At 38.2% G+C, this 23423-nt stretch carries 22 protein-coding genes; 3 read left to right on the forward strand and 19 right to left on the reverse strand.

All coding sequences use genetic code 11. The annotated features are described in order from the left end of the window. Window positions 1–144 precede the first annotated feature (144 nt). Entirely contained in the window at window positions 145–2976 is a 2832-nt protein-coding gene (locus AC3B5S_RS02365; protein ID WP_489757267.1) for a transglycosylase domain-containing protein, read from the forward strand. 96 nt (window positions 2977–3072) lie between these two features. Here the strand turns inward: AC3B5S_RS02365 and ccpA are convergent, their stop codons facing one another. Then, a complete protein-coding gene (ccpA, locus tag AC3B5S_RS02370; protein WP_489757266.1) occupies window positions 3073–4080 on the reverse strand; it encodes a catabolite control protein A in 1008 nt (335 codons plus the stop codon). 149 nt (window positions 4081–4229) lie between these two features. Between ccpA and AC3B5S_RS02375 the strand changes: the two genes are divergently transcribed. Then, a complete protein-coding gene (locus AC3B5S_RS02375; RefSeq protein WP_489757265.1) occupies window positions 4230–5333 on the forward strand; it encodes a M24 family metallopeptidase in 1104 nt (367 codons plus the stop codon). Between the two features lie 82 nt (window positions 5334–5415). Here AC3B5S_RS02375 and AC3B5S_RS02380 read toward each other — a convergent pair whose 3' ends face one another. Continuing rightward, window positions 5416–5694, reverse strand: a complete 279-nt coding sequence (locus tag AC3B5S_RS02380; protein ID WP_489757264.1) for a hypothetical protein — start codon at window positions 5692–5694, stop codon at window positions 5416–5418. 14 nt (window positions 5695–5708) lie between these two features. Then, a complete protein-coding gene (locus AC3B5S_RS02385) occupies window positions 5709–6110 on the reverse strand; it encodes a DUF948 domain-containing protein (protein WP_489757263.1) in 402 nt (133 codons plus the stop codon). Window positions 6111–6220: 110 nt separating this feature from the next. Here AC3B5S_RS02385 and AC3B5S_RS02390 point away from each other — a divergent pair, with 110 nt between their 5' ends. Beyond that, window positions 6221–7129 carry a mechanosensitive ion channel family protein gene (locus AC3B5S_RS02390; protein WP_489757262.1) on the forward strand — a complete coding sequence of 303 codons (909 nt, stop codon included), beginning with the start codon at window positions 6221–6223 and terminating at the stop codon, window positions 7127–7129. Window positions 7130–7262: 133 nt separating this feature from the next. Here AC3B5S_RS02390 and AC3B5S_RS02395 read toward each other — a convergent pair whose 3' ends face one another. The 16 genes from AC3B5S_RS02395 to AC3B5S_RS02470 all read right to left on the reverse strand — a co-directional run bounded on the left by AC3B5S_RS02395 (window position 7263) and on the right by AC3B5S_RS02470 (window position 23419). Then, window positions 7263–7856, reverse strand: a complete 594-nt coding sequence (locus AC3B5S_RS02395) for an XTP/dITP diphosphatase (RefSeq protein ID WP_489790027.1) — start codon at window positions 7854–7856, stop codon at window positions 7263–7265. A gap of 3 nt (window positions 7857–7859) precedes the next feature. Further along, entirely contained in the window at window positions 7860–8654 is a 795-nt protein-coding gene (murI, locus tag AC3B5S_RS02400; RefSeq protein ID WP_489790028.1) for a glutamate racemase, read from the reverse strand. Window positions 8655–8794: 140 nt separating this feature from the next. Continuing rightward, window positions 8795–10075 carry a D-alanyl-lipoteichoic acid biosynthesis protein DltD gene (gene dltD, locus AC3B5S_RS02405; RefSeq protein ID WP_489757259.1) on the reverse strand — a complete coding sequence of 427 codons (1281 nt, stop codon included), beginning with the start codon at window positions 10073–10075 and terminating at the stop codon, window positions 8795–8797. Continuing rightward, complete coding sequence (gene dltC / locus AC3B5S_RS02410; RefSeq protein WP_489757258.1) at window positions 10068–10310, reverse strand: D-alanine--poly(phosphoribitol) ligase subunit DltC; 243 nt, start codon at window positions 10308–10310, stop codon at window positions 10068–10070. The genes dltD and dltC overlap by 8 nt, the downstream gene beginning before the upstream one ends. Before the next feature lie 83 nt (window positions 10311–10393). Beyond that, window positions 10394–11614, reverse strand: a complete 1221-nt coding sequence (gene dltB, locus AC3B5S_RS02415) for a D-alanyl-lipoteichoic acid biosynthesis protein DltB (protein WP_489757257.1) — start codon at window positions 11612–11614, stop codon at window positions 10394–10396. Next, on the reverse strand, window positions 11607–13118 hold the full coding sequence (gene dltA, locus AC3B5S_RS02420; protein ID WP_489790029.1) for a D-alanine--poly(phosphoribitol) ligase subunit DltA: 1512 nt from the start codon (window positions 13116–13118) through the stop codon (window positions 11607–11609). The genes dltB and dltA overlap by 8 nt, the downstream gene beginning before the upstream one ends. A gap of 11 nt (window positions 13119–13129) precedes the next feature. After that, window positions 13130–13270 carry a teichoic acid D-Ala incorporation-associated protein DltX gene (locus AC3B5S_RS02425; protein ID WP_489757255.1) on the reverse strand — a complete coding sequence of 47 codons (141 nt, stop codon included), beginning with the start codon at window positions 13268–13270 and terminating at the stop codon, window positions 13130–13132. Window positions 13271–13442: 172 nt separating this feature from the next. Then, window positions 13443–13751, reverse strand: a complete 309-nt coding sequence (trxA, locus tag AC3B5S_RS02430) for a thioredoxin (protein ID WP_489757254.1) — start codon at window positions 13749–13751, stop codon at window positions 13443–13445. Window positions 13752–13828: 77 nt separating this feature from the next. After that, window positions 13829–16183: an endonuclease MutS2 gene (locus AC3B5S_RS02435; protein WP_489790030.1), complete on the reverse strand. Its 2355-nt coding sequence runs from the start codon at window positions 16181–16183 to the stop codon at window positions 13829–13831. 251 nt (window positions 16184–16434) lie between these two features. Further along, window positions 16435–16977, reverse strand: coding sequence for a CvpA family protein (locus tag AC3B5S_RS02440; RefSeq protein ID WP_489757252.1), 543 nt, complete (start codon window positions 16975–16977; stop codon window positions 16435–16437). A 24-nt stretch (window positions 16978–17001) separates the two neighbouring features. Continuing rightward, complete coding sequence (locus tag AC3B5S_RS02445) at window positions 17002–17307, reverse strand: DUF1292 domain-containing protein (RefSeq protein ID WP_489757251.1); 306 nt, start codon at window positions 17305–17307, stop codon at window positions 17002–17004. Window positions 17308–17319: 12 nt separating this feature from the next. After that, window positions 17320–17760, reverse strand: a complete 441-nt coding sequence (gene ruvX, locus AC3B5S_RS02450) for a Holliday junction resolvase RuvX (RefSeq protein WP_489757250.1) — start codon at window positions 17758–17760, stop codon at window positions 17320–17322. Next, window positions 17757–18020 (reverse strand): IreB family regulatory phosphoprotein, encoded by a 264-nt coding sequence (locus tag AC3B5S_RS02455; protein WP_489757249.1) that lies wholly within the window; start codon window positions 18018–18020, stop codon window positions 17757–17759. The genes ruvX and AC3B5S_RS02455 overlap by 4 nt, the downstream gene beginning before the upstream one ends. 111 nt (window positions 18021–18131) lie before the next feature. Then, window positions 18132–20774, reverse strand: coding sequence for an alanine--tRNA ligase (gene alaS / locus AC3B5S_RS02460; RefSeq protein ID WP_489774801.1), 2643 nt, complete (start codon window positions 20772–20774; stop codon window positions 18132–18134). A gap of 327 nt (window positions 20775–21101) precedes the next feature. Continuing rightward, window positions 21102–22445, reverse strand: a complete 1344-nt coding sequence (locus AC3B5S_RS02465; protein WP_489757247.1) for a DEAD/DEAH box helicase — start codon at window positions 22443–22445, stop codon at window positions 21102–21104. 32 nt (window positions 22446–22477) lie between these two features. Next, window positions 22478–23419, reverse strand: coding sequence for a DHH family phosphoesterase (locus AC3B5S_RS02470; RefSeq protein ID WP_489757246.1), 942 nt, complete (start codon window positions 23417–23419; stop codon window positions 22478–22480). Window positions 23420–23423 lie beyond the last annotated feature (4 nt).

Below are 23423 nucleotides of genomic sequence, written 5' to 3' on the forward strand. Positions count from 1 at the left end.
TTATCTGCTGAAGATATACTTTAGATTTTAATCATTGTCATCAGATGAATTATCTTGTTGTATAATAATTAGAATAGATTTATTATTGCCCAAATAATTCTAGGACTATCAAGAACTAAATTATAGCCAAAGGTAGGTTTTTTTGTGAGAAATCAAGATTCATGGTGGGACCGGCTTTTTAATAAGCTCCGTAACCATTTTTTAGAAACTGATCAACCAATTGGAGTTCATTCCCAAAATCATTTTCGTTCGCAGCCTGCACCACAGCCAACACCAAGCGCCCCGACTCCAAATTCCAATCGGGTGGTAGACCCCGACGATTTACCAACTACTTGGACCGGACGGATTACCCTTGGCATCAGCGTTATTCGGAAACTATTTTTAGTACTTTTTGTCGCTGGTATTTTAGTCATTGGCTTAGGAGCAGGAATTGGTGGCGGCTATTTAACTGCTATTATTAGCCGTGAACCGATTCCTAGTTATACTAGTTTAAAAAATCAAATTGAAAAAGTCGATCAATCGACGACGCTTTATTTTGCCAATAATGTCAAGATGGAGCGGGTTCCTTCAGATACCAAACGCCAACCGGTCAAGTTTAATCAAATCTCGCCTTATCTTAAAAAGGCCGTCGTTGCCACAGAAGATGAAAACTTTTATCAACATCACGGCGTCGTTCCAAAATCAGTGATTCGCGCCATCTTGGGGCAAATTACGGGTTACGGAACGCAAACTGGAGGTTCCACTTTAACGCAGCAATTAGTAAAAATGCAAATCCTTTCATCAGAAACCACTTGGAAACGGAAAGCGACTGAAATTTTGCTAGCTACCCGTTTAGAAAAGCATTTTTCCAAATCGCAAATTTTAGAATCCTACTTAAATGTCATACCTTTAGGCCGCAATAACCGTGGCCAAAATATTGCCGGTGTAGAAGCTGCTGCAGAAGGTTTATTTAATACCTCCGCAGCCAATTTAAGCTTAGCTCAAGCTGCTTTTATTGCTGGTCTACCACAAAGTCCTTCAGTTTATACTCCGTTTGACCAAAGCGGTCATTTAAAACAAAACTTAAAGCTTGGTTTAAAACGTAAAGATATTGTTTTGTTTAGAATGTATCGCAGTGGTGATATTACGCATCAACAGTATTTAACTGCCAAAAAAGTTGATCTCTCCAGTCAATTCATTGCCCATCAGGCTGCGCCAAAAACCAAAATTAAATATGGGTATCTGTATAATTTACTGACTGATAAATTACGGGTCAAGTTGATGCACCAATTGGCGACAGAAAATAAATTAAGTTATCACCAAGTTACGCATGACAAAGATTTATATCAAGTCTATTATCAAAAAGCCAACCAAATGATGAGTGAACATGACTACCATATTCATTCAACCATTAATAAAGATTTATATGATAATATGCAAACTGCGTTTGCTCAAAATGCCGACTTATTGGGAACCACACATCAATCAACCGCCAAAGATCCGAATACTGGTGTCAATGTTAAGGTGCAAGAACCCGTGCAAAATGGTAGCATTTTGCTAGACAACAAGACTGGTGCGGTCTTAAGTTTCGTGGGTGGCCGTGATTTTAAAAAGAACCAACTCAACCACGCTTTTGATACGCTGCGTTCACCTGGATCTTCCATTAAGCCAATGTTAGTTTACGCGCCCGCCATTGAAAATGGACTCATTGGTAGTAAGAGTCTAATTGCGGACTTTAAAGTTAAATTTGGCAAATATGCGCCAACCGATTTTGACGATACCATCGGTAATAAATTTGTGCCGGCTGACAAAGCTTTAGAGCAATCATTAAACATTCCAGCAGTCCAGTTGTACCAGAAGTTACAGCAAAAAGTTAATCCCAAAACTTATATGGATAAAATGGGCTTAGCTTTAAGTAACCGAGAATATCACGAACTAGGTATTTCTTTAGGTGGGACTCGTAATGGTTTCAGTGTTGAACAAGAAGCCAGTGCGTTTTCTACTTTTGCCAATCAAGGTGTCCATGTTAATCCGTATTATATTTCCAAGATTACTGATGTTAATCACCATGTTATTTATCAACACAAAACCAAAAAACAGCGCGTCTTCCAAAAAGGGACCTCTTATATCATGCAACACATGATGCACGGAGTTATTGAACAAGGAACAGCTTCATCCTTAACTTACCAATTAAACTTTAATTACAAGAATGCCTTTGGTAAAACCGGAACTTCGAATAACTTCCGTGATAACTGGTTTGTTGGTAGTACACCAGGGGTCACATTAGCTTCGTGGATGGGTTATGATAATTTATACGGTCATAACTACAATTTAGCCGAAGATTCCACAGAGACGAACCAAACTACTTGGGCTAATTTAATGAATAGTGTCTACCAAACTAATCCCCAACTTCTCAAGGCCAATCAAACAATGCAACGTCCGACAAGTGTGCATGCCCAAAAAGTTCTCAGTGCTACTGGTACTTTGCCTGGTCATACCACTTATCAAGGCTATGACACTGATCTTAATTCGCCTTTGACAACCAGCTTATTTTATAAGCAAACAGCCCCATCACTTAGTCACCACTTTGCAATTGGTGGTACTAATAAAAATTATCGTTTATTCTGGAATCATTATTTTGGACGCGATAACGGCTACGGTGTAACCCAATACTTGGATGACGAAACGCCAAGCCATAAAACCAATCGTAAACGTAGCTCCAATGGTTTACCGGATTCTCTTTTAGGCGATTATGTCCCACCAACTCGCAGTACAGAAAATTCCAACAGTATTTCCAATAGTGAAAGTAACAATTCCTATAACAATTCGACGATTAGTGGTGCTGGAAGTAATACTAATTCAACCAGTACTTCGCAATTACCAGCCACTAATAGTCCGACCAATAATTCAACTTCTTCAACAGTCGATACTCCTCCAGCAACTACCCCCAATGAAGACAGTACTACTACCAATCAATCTAATGATTTGGAACAATAGCAAACAAAAAGACGTCGTATCAGAAAAAATTCTGATAACGGCGCCTTTTTTATTTAAGTTGGAACCAAAATTCTAAGCGATTTTCATTCCAATTTTTTATTTAGTAGTATTACGTTTAATTAAGCTGTAAGGTAAGCTAACTTCCAATTGATCCACAGGTTCATTATTCATCAATTTAGTTAACATCCGCATTGCAACGGCACCAATATCATACAACGGTTGAGCAATTGACGTCATTTTGGGGCGTGTAACATCACACAAAATGGTATTACTGCTAGTAATCAATTCAAAATCTTCCGGAATCTTAACGCCCGTTGTCGCTGCTGCATTGACAATGCCGGCCGCCAATAAATCATTAGCCACATAAACTGCTGTGGCCCCACTTTCATGAATGGCATCCCAAACTGCAGCCCCTGCTTGTAAATTGTAAACTGTTTCGAAAACATTACTGGAAGAATAAGTTAAGCCGGCTTGTTCTAAGGCATCACGATAACCTTGTAAACGATATTTGCCATTAATTGAGTTACTTAAATCATCGGCTACCATGGCAATTTGTTGGTTGCCATTATTGATTAATAATTGCACTACATCACGAACCGCTGTGCGATAATCAATATTCACACTAGCAATCTTGCCGCTATCATCAATCGCACCAGCGAAAACTACTGGCACGCGAGAATTAATCATTTCTTTATGCAATTCAGGTGAAACACTTTCTCCCATATAAATAATTCCATCGACTTGCTTAGCCAATAATTCATTAAATAATTGTTGTTCACTGACAATGCCCTTATTTAAACTAGTCAACAAAATATTATATTTATACATTGAAGCAACGTCATCAATTCCTTTAGCTAGATTAGCGTATAACAAATCCGTCATACTAGGAATAATGACACCAATCGTGGTACTCTTTTTGCTTGCTAGACCACGTGCCACCGCATTGGGCCGATAATGTAATTTATCAATTACCGCCATTACTTTCTTACGCGTAGTTTCTTTAACATTATTATTCCCATTAACAACCCGAGACACAGTTGCCATGGATACGCCAGCTTGTCGGGCCACATCCGTAATTGTTATGTCTTTCTCTGGTTTATCCATTTTCAATACCTCAACTCAATTGAACTTATTTTCATTTATTTTCATAACTAATTTAACAAAAATCAAGCATATTTGCAAGCGCTTCGATGAAAATACATCATTTTTTCAAAAAGTGCTATACTTGATATAATTATGTTGGGAGGTATGACATGAATCATTTACAAAGTTTACAACAATGGGTTACTGATCAAAATTACGATGTTGTTTATATTAGTAATCCAACTGATATTTTATATTTCACAGGTTTTCATAGTGATCCTGAAGAGCGCGTGCTAGCATTATTTGCTTTTCCAGATGCTGAGCCGTTCTTATTCACACCGCAATTAGAAGTTGGTGCCGCCAAAAAAGCCGGCTGGAAACATGATGTGTTTGGTTATTTAGACCATGAAGATCCATTCCAATTAATCGCTGATCATATTAAAGAACGAACCAGTAAGACTACTAATTGGGCAATCGAAAAAGCCGATTTATCCTACATTCGTTATGAAGCAATTAAGAAACAATTTCCAGATGCGCAATTTCCTGGCAATGCTTCTGAATTCTTGGATCAATTAAAATTAATCAAGTCACCAGCAGAAATTGAATTGATGAAAGAAGCTGGCAAACAAGCTGATTATGCCTTTAAATTAGGGTTTGAAGCTTTATCAACTAGCCGCACGGAACAGCAAGTAGTAGCTGAAATTGAGTATGGTCTGATGAAACAAGGTGTCATGCATACGAGTTTTGATACTATCGTTCAGTCCGGTGACAATGCTGCTAATCCACACGGTGTACCAGAAAAACGTAAAATTGAGGCCAATGCCTTGGCCCTCTTTGATTTAGGAACTGTCAACCAGGGTTACATGAGCGATGCAAGTCGGACAGTAGCTTTTGGCACTTTAAATGATCAACAAACAGATATCTATAATGTTTGTTTGGAAGCCCAATTAGCTGCCATGGATGCTGCTAAACCAGGAATTACCGCTGAACAATTAGATGCGATTGCGCGCAAGATTATTACAGACGCTGGTTATGGTCAATACTTCATCCACCGGCTTGGTCACGGCATTGGCACTTCTACGCATGAATTTCCATCAATTATGGAAGGCAACCAGATGGAATTAAAACCTGGTATGTGCTTCTCTATTGAACCTGGAATTTATGTTCCTGGTGTCGCAGGTGTGCGGATTGAAGACTGTGTTTACTTAACAGACAATGGCTGTGAAGCATTTACCCACACCACTAAAGAATTACAAACTATTCCGGTTCGTTAAGTTAAATCGCGCTTGAATCTTCCAGAATAATATCATTTGCTTATCTTATGTAATAAAAAAATGAGGTTAACACCTCATTTTTTTAATCTTCAGTTTTGACAATTTGACTTTCATCTAATTTGATATCATCAAAATTGGTTTTAGTGTCATCATTGGCCGAGGTAACATTTTGGTGTAATGTTTGAGTATTCTGATGATGCAAAATTTGCTGAACTTGACCAAAATCAAATTGCGCTAATTGACTTAAATGTTCAATCACGTAATCAGTAATTTCACTTTGATGCTCCTGCCATTTTTTAAAGGCCCAATAACTTAAACCTGTACCTAGTACTGTGCCTAAAATAAACTTACCTTTTGCCATTTTAGATTACCTCTTTATTTCTTACGATAGATCTTCCACGCTACTTTTGCTAATTTACCGGCAGTTTTGGGACTTAACTTGCCCAAATGTAATTTAGAACTAGCTTCAGATTTATCAGTCATTTTTTCTAAACTCGTTCCTACATTTTCCAAAGTTCCAAACAATGGATTCAAACTTGCTATTTTTGAATTAACATCATCCATCAATACATTTACTTTGGCAGTTAAATCATTGCCCTGATTAGCGATTTTATCAACATCGATCGTTAACGTCTTAACAGTTTTAGTAGTTTCTTCAACAGTAGCTTGTAAGTTCTTTAAAACCTTCGCTAATTGAACCAACATCATTCCTAAAAAGATTACTAAAACTACAAAGGCTAAAGCTGCAATTAAGCCTGCTACTTGTCCCAATGTCATATTAATTCCTCCAGTTTTTGTATTATCATTATAAATTCTATCATCAATTCATGACAACGGCAATTTTAGCGGTTATACTTTAAACTAGTTCTTAAAGGAGTGTACTTTCATTGAATAATATTTTAGGTAAATATAACCTCAATAATAATACGCAACAACAGCAACAAAACAATGCTAATCACAATCAATTATTCTGGCAACAGCTCAATAACCCCCAATACTGGATTAACTTACTGAATACAATCGTCAGTGACTTGATCAAGATTATTCTATTAACTATTGCCTTTTGGCTACTTTATAAATTAGGCCGCCGCTTTGTTTCGCGGATTGCCAACAATCTAAAAAGTAGTGAAACTAGCTCCAATCGTACGCGCACGATTGCGACTTTAACTCAAAATATTTATTTTTATTTTTTAGCCTTTATTTACATTTATATGGTTCTATCTATTTTGGGCGCCCCCGTCGGTACTTTAATTACCGGCGCCGGTATTTTCAGTTTGGCTTTAGGGCTCGGTGCTCAAGGCTTCGTCAGTGATGTGGTTACTGGCTTTTTCATTCTAGTGGAACAACAATTTGACGTTGGCGATTCAGTTACCGTGGGCGATATTTCTGGCACAGTCACTTATATTGGTTTACGAACTACGCAAATTCGCAGTGCTGACGGTACTTTGAATTATGTTCCCAATCGCAATATTACCATCGTTAAAAACTTATCCCGCGGTAACATGACGACAATTATTAACTTACAGTTATTTCCGCATACGGATATTAAAGCTGTCACCAAAGTTTTGAGTCAAGTCAATCAACAACTAACTCCCGAAGATCCTGATTTAGTGAATGCGCCGCATTTATTAGGACCAACGGATGTTGTGAACGGCATCTTAATTTATCAAATTCAAATTGATACTCGTAATGGTGCCCAACTAATTGTTAAACGTAAATTTTTGGAGGCTTATCTAGCCGCGTTACAAACTGCTAAGATTGCTCTACCCGAAAATAAACTTGATTTAACCCAATAAATTGTCGCAATTAAAAGACAGAAATGGTTAGAAATTTAATAATTTCCTGCCACTTCTGTCTTTTTTATAGCTTGTTAAAATTGACGATTTGTGTAAAAGAATATTGGCTTTAATCTAGTCAATTAACTAGCATCTAACCTAATTCTTGATAAGCTGTCACAAACTTTTTCAGAGCTTGTGCTCGATGACTGACTTGATTCTTTTCAGCGGTAGTTAACTCGGCCAAAGTTTTCTGTAGTTGTGGCACATAAAACAAGGGATCATAACCAAAGCCATCATTGCCTCGCGGAACTGTTAATATTAAGCCATCCAACTGTCCTTTAACCACTAATTGTTGCTCTTGAATGGGATCTTTATAAACTAAAGTCGTGACAAAGTGGGCAGTTCTTTGCTCCAGAGGAACTCCGCCTAATTCCGCTAACAGCCGCGCATTATTGGCAGCATCATCATGATCACCGGCATAACGCGCTGAACGTACCCCAGGTTGCCCATGTAACGCATCAACCATCAACCCTGAATCATCAGCAAGTGTTGGCAAATTTAATTCTTTGATGGCTGCGTTAACTTTTAACCACGCATTTCCCTCAAATGTCGTAGCGGTTTCGGCAACGTCCGGCACTTGTGGATAATCTAATAATGTGGTAATTGTAATTGCTTGTTGTGCTAATAATTGCTGTAATTCTCGAACTTTATTTGCGTTCTTGGTTGCCACTAATAACTTTTTCATTGATCAAACCTCCACTTGCTGCGCTGTAATCGGTTGTTGTAACCATTGCGTTGCTAACTTTTTAAATTGTTGCGCAGAGCCAGTAGTATAGTACTGATGTTGAGCTAAGTGATCTGGAGCAGCTGTTAAATTCTGTTGCTGTAAAAAATCTTTTAATTCAACGACCGCAGCACTACCCGCATCAATTAGCTGAACTTTAGGCCCCATTGCTGCTTGAATTAAAGGTGTCAGTAACGGAAAATGGGTACACCCTAAGATTAATGTATCTAACGACTGCGGCATTAATGGCGCTAACGTTTGTTGAACTAGCAATTGGGCAGCTGAACTTTTTAAATCACCTTGTTCCACCAACGTCACAAATTCCGGTGTTGGTAAACCGCAGATTTGTATCTGTGGCGCTAACTGCTGAATTTCTTTTTCATAAGCTTGAGAATTAATGGTGCCCTGGGTCGCAATTAATCCCAATTTATTTTGCTTAGTTTGGCGAACTGCTTGACGACTGCCCGCATCAATCACGCCAAAAATGGGAATTGGAAATAATTGTTGCATTACTGGTAGGGCCGCAGCGGTTGCTGTATTACAAGCAATTAAAACTACTTTCACCTTTTTAGTGATTAAAAAAGCAATTAACTGTTTGGTAAATTGCTGGATTTCTTGCGGTGAACGAGGGCCATATGGCAACCGTGCCTGATCACCAATAAAAACAGAACTTTCAGCTGGTAATAATTTTAAAGCAGCCTTGACTGCCGTCAACCCACCCAATCCGGAATCTAAAAAACCAATTGGCCGATTATCCATCGACTCACACCCTTCAAATTTAAATTGTAATTAATACTTGAATTTCTAGTGTACTACAAATGAGCGGCTATATGTAAAAATGCAGTCCAATTAAGCTAGAGTTGATACAATCTCAATCTTACTGAACTACATTTTAAGCATTAGTGATATTTATTAGAGATGGTAGTAGGTTTACGCTGCTGCCAATCTTTGGTATAGAAATAATCTTTTAAATGGTAACTAGTCTGTTGTGGCTGTTTTTCGTGCACAAATTGATTAATACCTTGATCAACCTTAACCCAGCCGCGCCAGCCTAAATGAATCGTATCTTGCATAAAGTAAGGTATATTACCATCAGAATGCAAATCTAAAATATGCTGAAAACCTTGGGAACGTAACTGATAAGTGATTTTATGGTCAAAACGATTTAGCATGGACTCCTGTAAACCAGTATAGTCCATCCATTGCCGATTAATCGGTGGAATCACAAATAGAGGTGTCACGTGGTGTTTTTGAAATTGATTTAATAATAATTGAAAATCAGAAAATTCTGGGCCATATTCATAGGTATAGTGTTCTTGACTATTTTTTAATCCCCGCATAGAGTTCTTTAATTTCTGATTATAAAATTTATTTTCAATCCCCAAATTATTATCAGTGGAGTGTTCTTGACCTAAGTCTTTGGCCATCACATCTAATTGTTGGTAATTATAATGCTCAGGCAAAGCGCGCGCATGTTCAGCAATCATTGCTCGACGATCTTTTATGAAAAAGCGCGTAAATAATTGATCCTGATGCTGCAAGTTTTTGCTAGCTAAACCAGTAATCATCAAGCGTTGCTCGGCATTAATTGGTTGGCCGGCGGCAATATTTTTTAATGCACTTTCCACATTTTCGTCGGCACTACCTGCCGGCATACTTAACAAGCGTCTAGCAGCGTAACGATCCGCTTCAGTCTGTGGTCGGGCATGATTAATAAAATATGTCGCTTGTTGCTTAGAATAATAGTAGTCAAACATATTTTTATCAACGCCCTTTTGCACGAACCATTGCGGCGAAATAATTACAACTACGCGGTGATGATCCAAATGCTTTCCCATGGCTTGTGCTGAAAAGAAATGCGTCAAAGACTGCGTTCCTGGAGCTCCCAATAAAAATGGTTGGTAGCCACGGTGGTACTTCTGCGTCAAGACAGATGGATGAAAAGAATCAAACCGTGATAATTCTGAAGACCCCATAATCATCAAATAATTCTCATCCAAAGCTCTATCTTTAATTTGATCACCACGCAAAACATTCGCTGATAATGAAGTGGCGGCCTTTTTGACCGTGGTAGCTCCTGGTGCGGGCACTTTCAACGGACCGTATAAAACTAATAAGGCTAAAAGTGCCGCGGTTAACATTGGAGCAATAATTTTGATTAACTTTTTAAAGTTACTCATTGGCCAGATCTTTTACCTTCGCAATAATTTTATTCGGTGTATCCCATTCGCTACGCTCTAATTCGGAAACCGGAACGTCAATACCTAATTGCTGCTGTAATTCGAGTAATAATTGCACCGTAGCCATCGAATCCAACAAACCACTATCAAATAATGATTCATCTAAATTTTCCTTCACAGAATCTGTCCCTGTTAAATCTGCCAAAATATCTAAAACTGTTGTTTGAATATCCATAATCATTGATCTCCTTTAATTTTACTTAAATTAGATAAAACTATATCCAATTTGATGAACTATTACCGCATTAACCAGTTTGTTTAATTAAACCATAATTGGTTTAAAAAGCCCGAAAAGATTAAAAAGCTAAAACAAACTGTATTAAAAGTTAAAAAGATGCCCAAATATTTGGTCCAGCGATTAGACGGAATTTGTTTACGATGCCGTTTCTTAAATCTTAACCAAGCATCAGTCCCGATAATTAAACAGGCGTGAAATAACCCATACACAATATAGTACCAGGTCTCGCCGTGCCAAATTCCCATTAAACCAAACAAGAGCAAATAACCTATATTCGCCATTGCGATCCGACTCTTTAAAACTTTATGCTTCATCGCCCAAAAAACAAAACGCATATAAATATAATCACGGAACCAGAAGGACAAACTCATATGCCATCGATTCCAAAATTCTTTAATATTCGGTGCCAAAAACGGTTTATTAAAGTTAATCGGAGTTTGAATTCCCATTAAATAACTGGTCCCAATTGCAAACAAACTGTAACCGGCAAAATCAAAGAACAAATACATACTATAACAATACATAACTAAAATCACATAAACAGATAGTCCTAAAAAATGACTATTGCGTTGCAATAAGGCAATGTGCTCCAAACGCGGCAACATTACCGTTCCAAATAGGTAACCTAAAAGAAACTTATATAAAAATCCTAAAAAGATATTATGCAGCCCTTTACCAATAAGCTCAACATATTGAGCTTGCGTCGGCACATTATCGTAATCTTTAATAAAGCGCCGGTAACGGTCAATTGGTCCCGATGACAACGTTGGGAAAAATAATAGAAAATGTAAGAATTTTCCTAAATGAAATTCCTTAATAGCACCGTCGCGAATTTCCATTAACATTCCGACCGTTTTAAAAGTTAAATAACTAATTCCTAAAAACGCCACAATCGAATCCCGCCCGTGATCAAAGAGGGGCGTAAACTTAACAATTGCTACTTGAATAATAGATAAGAAGACTGCTAAGGCAAAAATTCCAAATTTATTAGGTGAGTCTTTCTTCGTCCGATAATGACTGTAGCTTGCCACGATAATGACTTGGATAATCGTATACCCAATTAAAGCTAAGCCTTGTTTCAGTTTATCATTGTCAAAAATTAAAACCAAAAAGATCAGCGAAATGATTGTTTCGTACCACCGCCAACGCTTACCATGATATAAACCAATCATTAATGGCAGTAAGGCAATGAGTAACAGAATAAAATACTGTGGATTTTGATAGGGTTGCACATTAGGCATGATGATTTACCTCAGCCATCAATTTTTTCCGATCAATTTTGCCATTAGCGGTTTTCGGTAAAGCTTGTCGTACCTCAATGCGCTGGGGCACCATATATGACATGACATTTTGTGCTAACTCTTGCTTTAAGGTGGTAGATGCTTGCTCTAGTTCTTGATTCAAGACTACAAAAGCCACCAATTGGCTCACCTTATGCTGCGCATCATAACGCGGAACAGTGACGGCTTGATCAACTTGTGGCAAAGCCGCTAAATTTTGATCAATATCTTCTAGCTCAATGCGATAACCATGTAACTTCACCTGAAAATCCGTGCGTCCACGATAAAACAATAAACCGTCCGAATCCATAGTTGCCAAATCGCCAGAACGGTAAGCCAAACGTCCAGCCTGTTTTTCAAAAGCTTGAGCCGTTTTATCAGGATTATTCAAATAGCCCTTCGAAACACTGGGACCACTAATAATCAATTCCCCGGCTTGGGATGATTGTCCTAATTCATCAACCAAGGTAATATTCGTGTCAGCTTTAGCATAACCAATTGGTAAACGCTCATACTGTTCAATGATCTGTGGAGTGATTTCAATCGAAGTTACCGCAACACAAGCTTCAGTTGGTCCATAGGTATTAAAGACTTGGGCTTGTGGAAAACGTTGTAACAGTGTTTGGGCTGTACTGCGCGTTAATTCTTCACCACAAAACAAAAAATGCTGTAATTGTGGATAGTGTTGTTGATCAAAATTTTTATCTAATAAGCACAATTCCACAAAAGATGGTGTTGAAACCCATTCCTGTAAGTCTAGTGTCGGTAAAACCTGAAATAATTGCGCAAAGTTATCAGTCGTTGCTTGATCTAAAGCCAATAATTTGCCACCCAACACTAAAGTCGGATACAAGTCCATTACCGACAAATCAAACGAATACGGCGGCTGTGATAAACAACGAACTTGCTGTGGCAAATTAAAATCAGATAACATCCAATTAACATAACTTAGCAAATTATTATGACTAATTTGAACTCCCTTAGGTACCCCCGTAGTCCCCGAAGTAAAGATAATATAAAAATTATCATCACCTTGGACACTTAAATCAGAATCTAATGGTGGTTGTGAACTAACCAAAGCGGTCTGTAATTGCTGTGGTGTAACAGTTATCACATCCAGAGTAATTGGCAACTCTTGGACACCAATTACCGCCGCTGGGTGAGCAATCTCACTAATTTGTAGTAAGCGCTCATTGGGTGAATGAACATCAACTGGAATATAGGCATGACCGGCTTTGACACAAGCTAACATAACCACTACAGTTTGAAAACTTTGATCTCCATAAATCATGACCGGCTCACCAGTCGGCAAGTCCAAACTTTGCAAATAAGCTGCTAATTGTTGACTATCATGAAATAATTCTTGATAAGAATGCTGACCGGCAGTATCTTGATAGCAAATAGCCGGATTATCTTGCGCAATCTGATCGATTGTTGTCAAAAGATTAGTTATTTTTTCATTCAAAAGGCTTCCTCCTAAAATTCATTGTAGATGAATTTACTATTATTAATACCAGAATAACTATATAAATACACCAAAGCCATAATGATGAGAAAATACAGTAAAGTCAACGATACAAACCGCACTGTTGGATGCTGCCAAAATTTTTTGAACATAAAAACTCCCCAAACTAAAAAATTTAAACAAACACATTATAACGCAATATTCTAAAAAAAAAGAACTTTCCCTCTACTACTTACAAAAAAATATCTTTTTTGCACAGTGTAAACAAAAAGTTCCTCATAAATTATTTATTAATAACTATCAAATAACGCAGCACAGTCCTGTTTAGGAGTGTTTAGCAATTACTTGTTTTAATTGGTCTTCACTTTGATAACCTACCAAAGTTTCCACAACTTGACCATCTTTTTTCAAAATTAAAGTTGGGATTGCCCGAATACCAAATTGTTCTGGTGTCTTGGGATTAGCGTCAACATCCATTTTGGTAAATTTAACATCATCGTATTGCTCAGATAATTTTTCAACTACTGGTGATTGCATCCGACAAGGACCACACCAAGTTGCCCAAAAATCGGTCAACACCAAGCCTTCTTTAGTCTCATTTGCAAAATCCTGATCAGTTAAACTGTCAACCATGAGCTCATCTCCTTTAAATAATTACACAATTTATTATAACAATTATCTATTCAGAAACCAATTAATTGCCTGGCACTTTAGCCAAACTTCACAATGGTTGCACCCTGGCCACCAGAACTAGCTGGGGCATATTCGAAAGATTTAATACGAGAATTTTGTCGTAACATTTTCCAAACGCCTTTGCGAATCACTCCTGTACCAAAGCCATGCACAATTGTGACCTGCCCGTAGCCCGCCATCAAGGCTGAATCCAAATACTGCTCCAAATCATTCATGGCCTCTTCATAACGTTCGCCTCGTAAATCAAGCTTTAAGGGGACGTTAGTGTGTGCCCGCTTTTGGGAAAAATGACTCTGTTGCGCAGCAGCTACATTTTTGACCTTAGTTAACTGTTCCGGTTTTAATTTCATTTTGATAATTCCCAACTGCACTTCAAAATTACCTTTTTTATCCTGACCAACAACCACTCCATCTTGACCGTATTCATCAACATGGACATCATCGCCCACTTTGATCTGTTGCTTGCGTTTTTCCCGTTGCAAGACCTTATTTTTTTTGAGCACGGGGTCTCGATGCAAGTTTTTCAAACCAGTTTTGGCCGCAATAATTCGATCTTCTTTGATTAAATTAGGGGCTTTTTTTTGTAAACGGTGCAAATCTTGAATAATTTGGTCTGATTGTTGTTGTGCTTGATCCACCAGCTGATTGGCTTGTTGACGAGCCTGATTTAAAATTTGATCTTGTTGTTGTTCTAAAGCTTGTTGCTCTTGTTTTAATTGTCGTTCTTGCGCTTGCAGTTGTTGGGATTGTTGTTGATAATGCTGATATTGTTTTTCAAATTGCTTCCGCTGACGCTCTAGATCTTGAATCATTTCATTCAAATCTTGATCAGCGCCACTCTGTAAATGGCGTGCCCGCTCAACAATCGTGGTTTGCATCCCTAGTCTTTGAGCAATATCAAAAGCATTACTACTTCCTGGAATCCCAATTAACAATCGATAAGTAGGCTTTAAAGTTTGCAAATCAAATTCCATGGAAGCATTGGTTGTTTGCGGATAGTTATAAGCAAATAATTTTAACTCAGGATAATGGGTGGTGACCATCAATAAGCAATGACTTTGACTCATCGCCTCAATTACAGCAATTGCCAAGGCTGCTCCTTGTTGTGGATCCGTGCCCGCACCTAATTCGTCTAATAAAACTAAACTAGAATCGCTTAATTGCGGTAACATTGTAATAATGTTGTCCATATGTGACGAGAACGTACTCAAATTTTGTTCGATTGATTGTTCGTCACCAATATCAGCAAAAATTTCAGTCATGACTGCTACTTTACTCCCCGTTTGTGCAGGAATAAATAACCCCGATTGCGCCATTAATTGCAATAAGCCGACCGTTTTTAACGTTATCGTCTTACCACCCGTATTTGGACCCGTAATAATTAAATTCTGAAAATCTTGCCCCAAATTAATCGTATTCGCTACGACCTGTTGCGCATCAATTAGCGGATGACGTGCTTGATTTAAAGCAATAACTTGATTAGCAGTGACTATTGGCTGAGTAGCTTGTTGTTGTTGCGCCAATTGTGCTTTAGCTTGAATTAAGTCCAATTGGCCAATTAAATCGCTGTCTTGTTGTAACTCGGTGACGTAAGGTCGCAATAAATCACTTAATTGCTGATAAATGCGTTGAATAATTTGTTTTTCTAAAGCTTGTTGCTCTTGAATCGTATTATTTAAATTAATGACACTCTGAGGTTCTACATAAACTGTTTGACCACTAGCACTTTGGTCATGAATAACTCCACCAAAGTGATTGCGTGCCTCTTGACGCACAGGTAAAACTAAGCGGCCATCGCGAATGGTAATTAAATTTTCTGTGAGATATTTGCGACTATTGCCTTGTAAATAATGATCCATTTGGGCCCGTACTTTTTGTTGCGAATGATTAATTGTCCGTCGAATTTGCTTTAATTGCGGATCAGCATCATCTAACAGATTCCCTTGTTCATCGACCGATTGCTGCAAACGTTCATTAATACTAGCTAGTGTAACGAGTTGCTCACCATAGCGGTATAACTGATTTAATGACACCCCATCAACACGTAATTGATCAAAGAAAGTCTTTAATTGATTGCTAACCCGTAATACACTACTAACTCGATATAGTTCATTACCATTGAGCACTGCGCCAATTTTAATGCGCTTTAATTCAGATTGTAATTCGTGAACCGGTTCTAACGGCAAATCTTGTGCTAAGCGATGTAATTCCACAATATCGGCAGTTTCATCCAGTAATTGCTGCACCAAAGACCGCTTGGTTTGCGGTTTTAATTGTTTCAGTTGTCGTTTTCCAGGCTCTGTTATTAAAAATGGCGTCATTAAATTTAAAACTTTGTCGTACTCCAACGTTTCTAAAATCCGTTGATTCATCTTGTTCTTCCTTTATTGTTAAATTAATTTCACAACATTACATCAATATTGTTCGTCAGCTGGCGCTGTCTGTATAACTACCAGCATACTTTGAATAAATTTTCAGTAGTGGTTAATTTTCTAACCAAACAAAAAACTGAGTCCAAAGTTCTTAGAATTTGCGATAACCTAGACAAATCTTTTCAGTAAGCACACCTTTTGATTTGTTCCCATTATTTTGCATGTTCTAAATAACTTTATGCTCAGTTTCTTTATAAAACACCAATTAACAAATTAGTAAACAATTGTGTTAGTCCAGTTGAGTAACGGATCATTGTTGAAGCAATTGTCGAACGACTTAAAATATGCTGCAAGCCCGTAATTGGAATTAAGGCTAAAATATATAAGACCATAAAAATTCCCACATAATTGCATACTAAAGCCAAAATTGCACTCAAAGGGCGATTAAAATCGCCGCCGAAAGAAAGATACGTCAAATCGTTAAAATACGCTCCAACTATTCGCGTTAAACACCAACCACCAAAAACCACAAATAAGAATGCAATTCCTAAATAAAAGGAACTATCTAAACTTAATCGTACACGTTGACTAAAAAAAGCAAAATAGCTTTGCGGCGAAGCGGATGGATAAGGAACAATTAAGTCTAATTTAGGACCTAACCAGCGATAAGTGCCCCACGCACAAACGAAACTAATTACATAACCGATTGTATAAACGCTTTGCAGCGCTAATCCTCTTCTAATCCCAGCATAAATTCCGTAAGCCAAAGTTAGAATTATTAATACACTTAACATTCTGACACCTGATCATTATAAAATTTATTGTTGTGAATTATCTTCATCACTAGAAAAGGTATTTAAAACTTCCTGTACCATTTCCCACTCATCGTCATCAGTAATTGGCATCAAGTCACCAGAAGTTACATCCCCATTTTCATCAGGAATAAAGCTAAAAGCTTGAATTTCAATTTCATCGTCATCTTCTTGAGCAGCGCGATACATTAGAACATATGATTTGCCATAATCATCCGAATCAAATGTAAATAAAATTTTATAAACTTCTTGGTTGCCTTGATCGTCACTTAAGACAATTTCTTGGTCAATATTTTCAGGTTTGCCGTCCATTAGTTAACCTCTCTACTGTGGATTAGCCTTTTGATAGGCCAGTTTATCTAAATAATTTTGCAGAATCATCATCGCTGCGACTTCATCAATTACTTGATGACGTTTATGCCGTGATACATCAGCCTCTTCAATCAACATCCGTTGAGCTTGCACTGTCGTTAAGCGTTCATCAATATAATCAACGGGTAAATTAAACTTTGTGGCAATCATTTTACCATATTCTTGGGATTTAGTAACACGTTCACCCTCAGAATTATCCATATTTTTAGGTAAGCCCACGACAAATTGCTCTACTTGATATTGCTGTACTAACTGTGCCAAGCGCTCCAAACCAAACTCTTGTTGGTCTTCATCAATACGGATAATTTCTACACCTTGAGCAGTCCAGCCTAGTAGGTCACTCACCGCGACACCAACGGTCTTGGAGCCAACATCTAAGCCCATAATTCTCAATGATTGTCACCATTTTCTAAATAATAACGAACTAATTCTTCAATAATTTCATCCCGCTCATGCTTTAGAATCAAATTACGCGCATCATTATAACGGGGAATATAAGCTGGATCACCCGACAACAGATAACCTACAATTTGGTTGATAGGATTATACCCCTTATCTTCCAGTGCCTTATAAACCTTTTGCAAAGTATCGCGAACATCCTGTCTTCGACTCTCGTTGAAGTCAAAGCTCATTGTATTATCTAAAGAACTCACAAGCTACACCTCTTTTTATAATCCTTATCATACTCAAAAACTGATTCAATCACAAATCTATTTTCAAGTAATCATTATATCATAGTCTAAAAAGAGGTCCTTGACCATTGATTAAGCTTGAGCAATTAATTGACGGGCCAAAGTTAAAGCTGCATCTAATCCAGTAGCATCTTTCCCGCCCGCCTGGGCTAATTGAGCGCGACCACCGCCGCCGCCATTGATTTTCGGAGCAATTTGCTTAATTAATTGTCCAGCTGTCAATCCTTGGGCAATCGCCTTAGAACTAGCAGCTATAATTAAATTAGCTTTACTTCCGTTTTTAGTTCCCAATACCAAGACATCTGATTGCGACTTTTGCTTCCAAGTATCTGCCATTTGCCGCAATTCATTCATTCCCGTATCGGGTACGGCTGTAATAATCGCTGTCATGGAACCAAGTTGTTCAACTTGATTTAATAAGTCACCGGCTTCTTGTTGGGCCACCTTGGTTTTTAAATCTCGTAATTTTTGCTTAGTACTCTTTAATTCGGCGGTCAATTGTGTGACTTTTTCAGGCAAAACTTTCATCTGCGGAACTTTTAATTCTTGCTGCATTTGTTGCAAATAATGCAACTGTTCTTGATCGGCCTCGTAAGCTTCTTGGCTTGTAACCGCCGTAATTCGTCTGACACCGGAACCAATAGCTGTTTCAGCAATAATCTTAAACATGCCAATTTCGGCCGTATTTTTGACATGCGTACCGCCACAAAATTCCATGGAAAAGTCAGCAATTTTCACAACTCGGACTTGATCACCATACTTGTCATCAAATAGTGAAATGGCACCTAATTTCTTCGCCGATTGCAAATCTGTTTCAATCGTTTCTACAGGAATTTCTTGCCAAATTTGTTCATTAACGATTTGCTCAATTTGGCGCAACTGCGCGTCAGTCAAACGATCTAAACTAGTAAAATCAAAGCGCAGATAATCTGGCTCGACTAATGAACCCGCTTGATGGGTTTTATCGCCCAAAACATTCCGTAACGCCTGATCCAATAAATGCGTAGCTGTATGATTCCGCCGGACTTTTTTCCGGAAAGTTTGATCAATAGCTAAATGATAGGTTTGGCCTTGCACCAACGGTGCTTTGACATCAACTAAATGTAAATTTTGACCATTTGGTGCATGTTGAACGTCGATAACTTGGGCAACCGTGGTTCCGTTTTGATCTTGAATCACCCCAATATCGGCCACTTGACCACCCATTTCAGCGTAAAAAGGCGTTCGATCAAAAATTAATTGTGCTTGACCAGCTTTGACCTCAGCAACTGTTTGATCAGCCACGATAATCGCTTGTAAAACACCATCATCAATGCTCATTTGGTCATAGCCGACAAATTCACTCTCAATGTTTAAGCCCATTAATAATTGATCTTGATTGCCCATGGACTGTTGCTTACCACGTGCTTGCCGAGCACGTTGCTTTTGTTGCTCCATTTGGGCATCAAATCCAGCACGATCGACACTTAAACCTTGCTCTTGTGCTGACTCAACCGTTAATTCATACGGAAAACCATAGGTATCAAACAATTTAAAAGCCGCACTACCACTAATTTGTTGGCTGCCGTTAGCTTTAACTTGAGCAATCGTTTCATTTAGCAAAGCTAAACCATCATTCAGGGTTTCGGCAAACCGCTTTTCTTCACTAGCAATCACCTTTTGAATGTATTCTAATTGGGCCAATATCTCTGGATAATAACTGTCCATAATTTTTCCAACTACGGGAACTAATTGACTTAAAAATGGACCTTGGATTCCTAGTTTATGACCATTTAAAACCGCACGTCGAATTAAACGCCGCAAAACATAGCCCCGACCTTCATTCGAAGGCAAAGCGCCATCACCAATTGCAAAACTAACCGTCCGCACATGATCGGCAATAATCTTAAAAGCCACATCATCGCTAGCAACAGCACCATAATGTTTATCAGCAGTAAAAGTTTCTGTAGCTCGAATGATTGGTAAGAACAAATCAGTTTCAAAATTTGTTGGTGCATTTTGAATCACGGAAACAATCCGTTCTAAGCCCATACCAGTATCAATATTTTTATGTGGTTGATCCACATATTGACCGTCAGGCAAATGGTTTAACTGGGAGAACACGATGTTCCAAATTTCCAAGTAACGTGCATTTTCGCCCCCAGGATAATTCTCAGGATCGTTTTCCGCAACATCATTATTTTCCTGTCCGCGATCATAAAAGATTTCAGAATCTGGACCGCAAGGACCCACCCCAATATCCCAAAAGTTATCTTCAACTTTATAAATATGATCAGGCCGCACACCTTGTTTAATCCAACAATCATACGCCGCTTGATCCTTAGGATAAACTGTGACAAATAATTTTTCCGGATCAAAATCAAACCACTCGGGACTAGTCAACAACTCCCATGCCCAAGCAACAGCCTGATCTTTAAAATAATCACCGACTGAAAAATTACCTAACATTTCAAAAAAGGTTTGATGCCGAGCAGTATGTCCCACATTTTCAATATCATTAGTACGAATACTTTTTTGTGCCGAAACTAAACGCGGATTTTTCGGAATTACTTCACCATCAAAGTATTTCTTCATCGTTGCTACACCAGAATTAATCCACAATAATGTTGGATCATCTTTGGGTACTAATGATGCACTTGGCTCAATCGTATGACCTTTTTGAGCAAAAAAATCTAAGAACATTTGGCGCACTTGCGCACTAGTCATTTGTTTCATAATTTCACTCCTCAATAAAAAAACAAAATCATTGCTTCACAAGGGCGCTTAAGCGTGGTACCACCTTGATTGCAACGATTTTGTCGTTTGCCACTTCATTTATTATTTTAATTTAAACGTTGGGAGCACTGCATTAAAACCAACAGGTAATTCCACCAACCTTACCCTCTCTCAAGAAAGTTTGAACACAGCATATCCAATTAATTTTAATAATAATTTTAAAATTCTAGAAAGTCAATTCTTTTTCAATAATCTGCTCATAAAAAATGCCTCCAAAAATTAAGATTATTGTCCTAATTCTCAGGGAGGCATATCATACTAAACACTTTAGTGCTGTTGTTTCCGCATTTTTTTGCGTTGATTGCGCTGAGCACGTTGTTCTATTTTACGTTTTTGCCGTCGGTCTTGGTCAACCGCTTGTTTAATTTTCTTACGATAACCAGGCTTTTTCTTCTTCTTTTCTTTTTTAACTAAGCCGACTAATGTTGGATCTAACTGATGCTGCGAAGCCGTGCGTTGTTGGCGGCGATCATGCTGATGGGTCGCAACTAATTCACCGTTTTTAATTTCTTTAGCTGCAAATTTGATTCCTAAATTTTCTAAATGTTGTAACTTTTCTTCCTCTTCCGGCGCATATAACGTAATAGCGCTCCCAGCCATTTGATTGCGCCCAGTCCGTCCCACGCGGTGAACAAAAAAGTCATCATCGTCCGGAATTTCATAATTAACTACATGAGAAACTCCCGGAATATCAATCCCCCGAGCAGCTAGATCAGATGCTACAACAAATTGATAATCCATATTTTCAATCGCCTTCATGGTGCGCTTACGTTCCCGTGGCGTTAATCCACCATGAATGCGGGCAACATTTAACCCTTTAACTTTCAAAAAATTAAAAACTTCATCAACCGTTTTTTTCGTATTCGCAAAGATTAACGCTAAATACGGTTGACCTAAGGTTAAAACTTGATATAAAACAGTCTTCCGATCCCGTCCACGCGTAAAAATTGCCAAATTCGTAATATTAGGGGCAATAATTGTTGGAACCGCTAGTTTAATCACTTGTGGTTCATATAAATATTTTTTCAAAAATGGTTGTAACTTATCCGGAATTGTTGCTGAAAACACCATCGTTTGTAATTTGTCAGGCAAACTGCTGGCAATATGGTCGACCTCTTGCAAAAAACCTAAATCCAAAGTCATATCAGCTTCATCAATCACAAAATATTTAGTTTGGTAAACCAAGAGCGCCTGATTTTTGATCAAATCCCAAATTCGTCCTGGAGTACCAATAACAATTTGAGGTTGCTGCTGTTTCAAGTGTTGTACTTGTTTTAATTTATCGGTTCCTCCAACATATAAACCAATGTGCAAATCTAAAGTACTCGTTTGAATTAATTGCTGTGCTGCTTCGCGAATTTGATACGCTAATTCCCGACTGGGAGCAGTAATTAATAATTGTACTTGTTTAGTAGCCGTTAACTGATTAATTAACGGTAACAAATATGCGTGCGTTTTGCCACTACCCGTTTGTGCCTGGACAATCACATCATGACCTTTTTGGATCACTGGAATGACTTGCTGTTGAACGTTAGTAGGCTGCTGAAAATTAATTTTAGTCAGCGCTGTCTTTAAAAATTCTGCAAAATGGTAATCTGCAAAATTAGCCATAATTTTAACCTCAAATTTCCTTAATCTCTATCTTAATCGTCTAATTTAGCTTGTAGTTGCTGATAAATTTGTTCCACCTCTGCCAAATCTTGCGCATTAGCACCACTAGCTAGTGGATGTCCGCCACCATCATGTTGTGCTGCCAAATCATTAATGGCTACTTGCTTAGAACGCAAATGAATACGGTAAGTGCCATCAGCTTTAGCTACCGCAATGACCCAAGATTGAACATTCTTTAACCGCCCGGGTGTCCCAACGACCACATGGGCATCTGCCTGCTGTAAACCTAATTTCGTTAACAATTCAGCTGGCAAAACCACTTTGGCTGCACCATTAGGAGCAATCACCAAATGTTCAAAGACATAACCTTGTAATTTGGCTTGTTCTAACGTCATTTGCCCCATATTGCGATTTAAAGCGGCGGCATCAAAACGATAACCAATTAATTGCGCAGCTAAAGCTAAAGTATGAGAAGTTGTACTTTGATACATGAAGCGTCCCGTATCACCGACTATTCCTGCATATAAAGCGCGGGCTGCTTGGTCCGTGAAAACCAAATCAGAACCAGCACTATTAATTAAATCACCGATAATTTCTGAACAACTCGAAGCACTCGTATTCACATACTGTAAATCACCATATGAATCCACATTGGGATGGTGATCAATCTTAATCAGTTTTTCACCTTCACTATAACGCTGATCACTAATGCGCGGTTGATTAGCTGTATCAACGACAATCACTAATGCTTGTTGATACTGCAGATCACTAACTTGATCCATCGTACTAATCCAGTCTAAATCACCGACTGACCCCCCCGCTAACAAAACCGTTTTATCCGGATAAGTTGCTTGAATGCTGGATGCTAAACCTAACTGTGACCCTAGAGCATCTGGATCAGGATTTTCATGTCGATGGATAATGATTCGCTCATATTGTTTAATTTGGGTAATAATTTCTCCAAAAGTATTCATAATC

This window comes from Bombilactobacillus sp. ESL1094 (assembly GCF_058107425.1).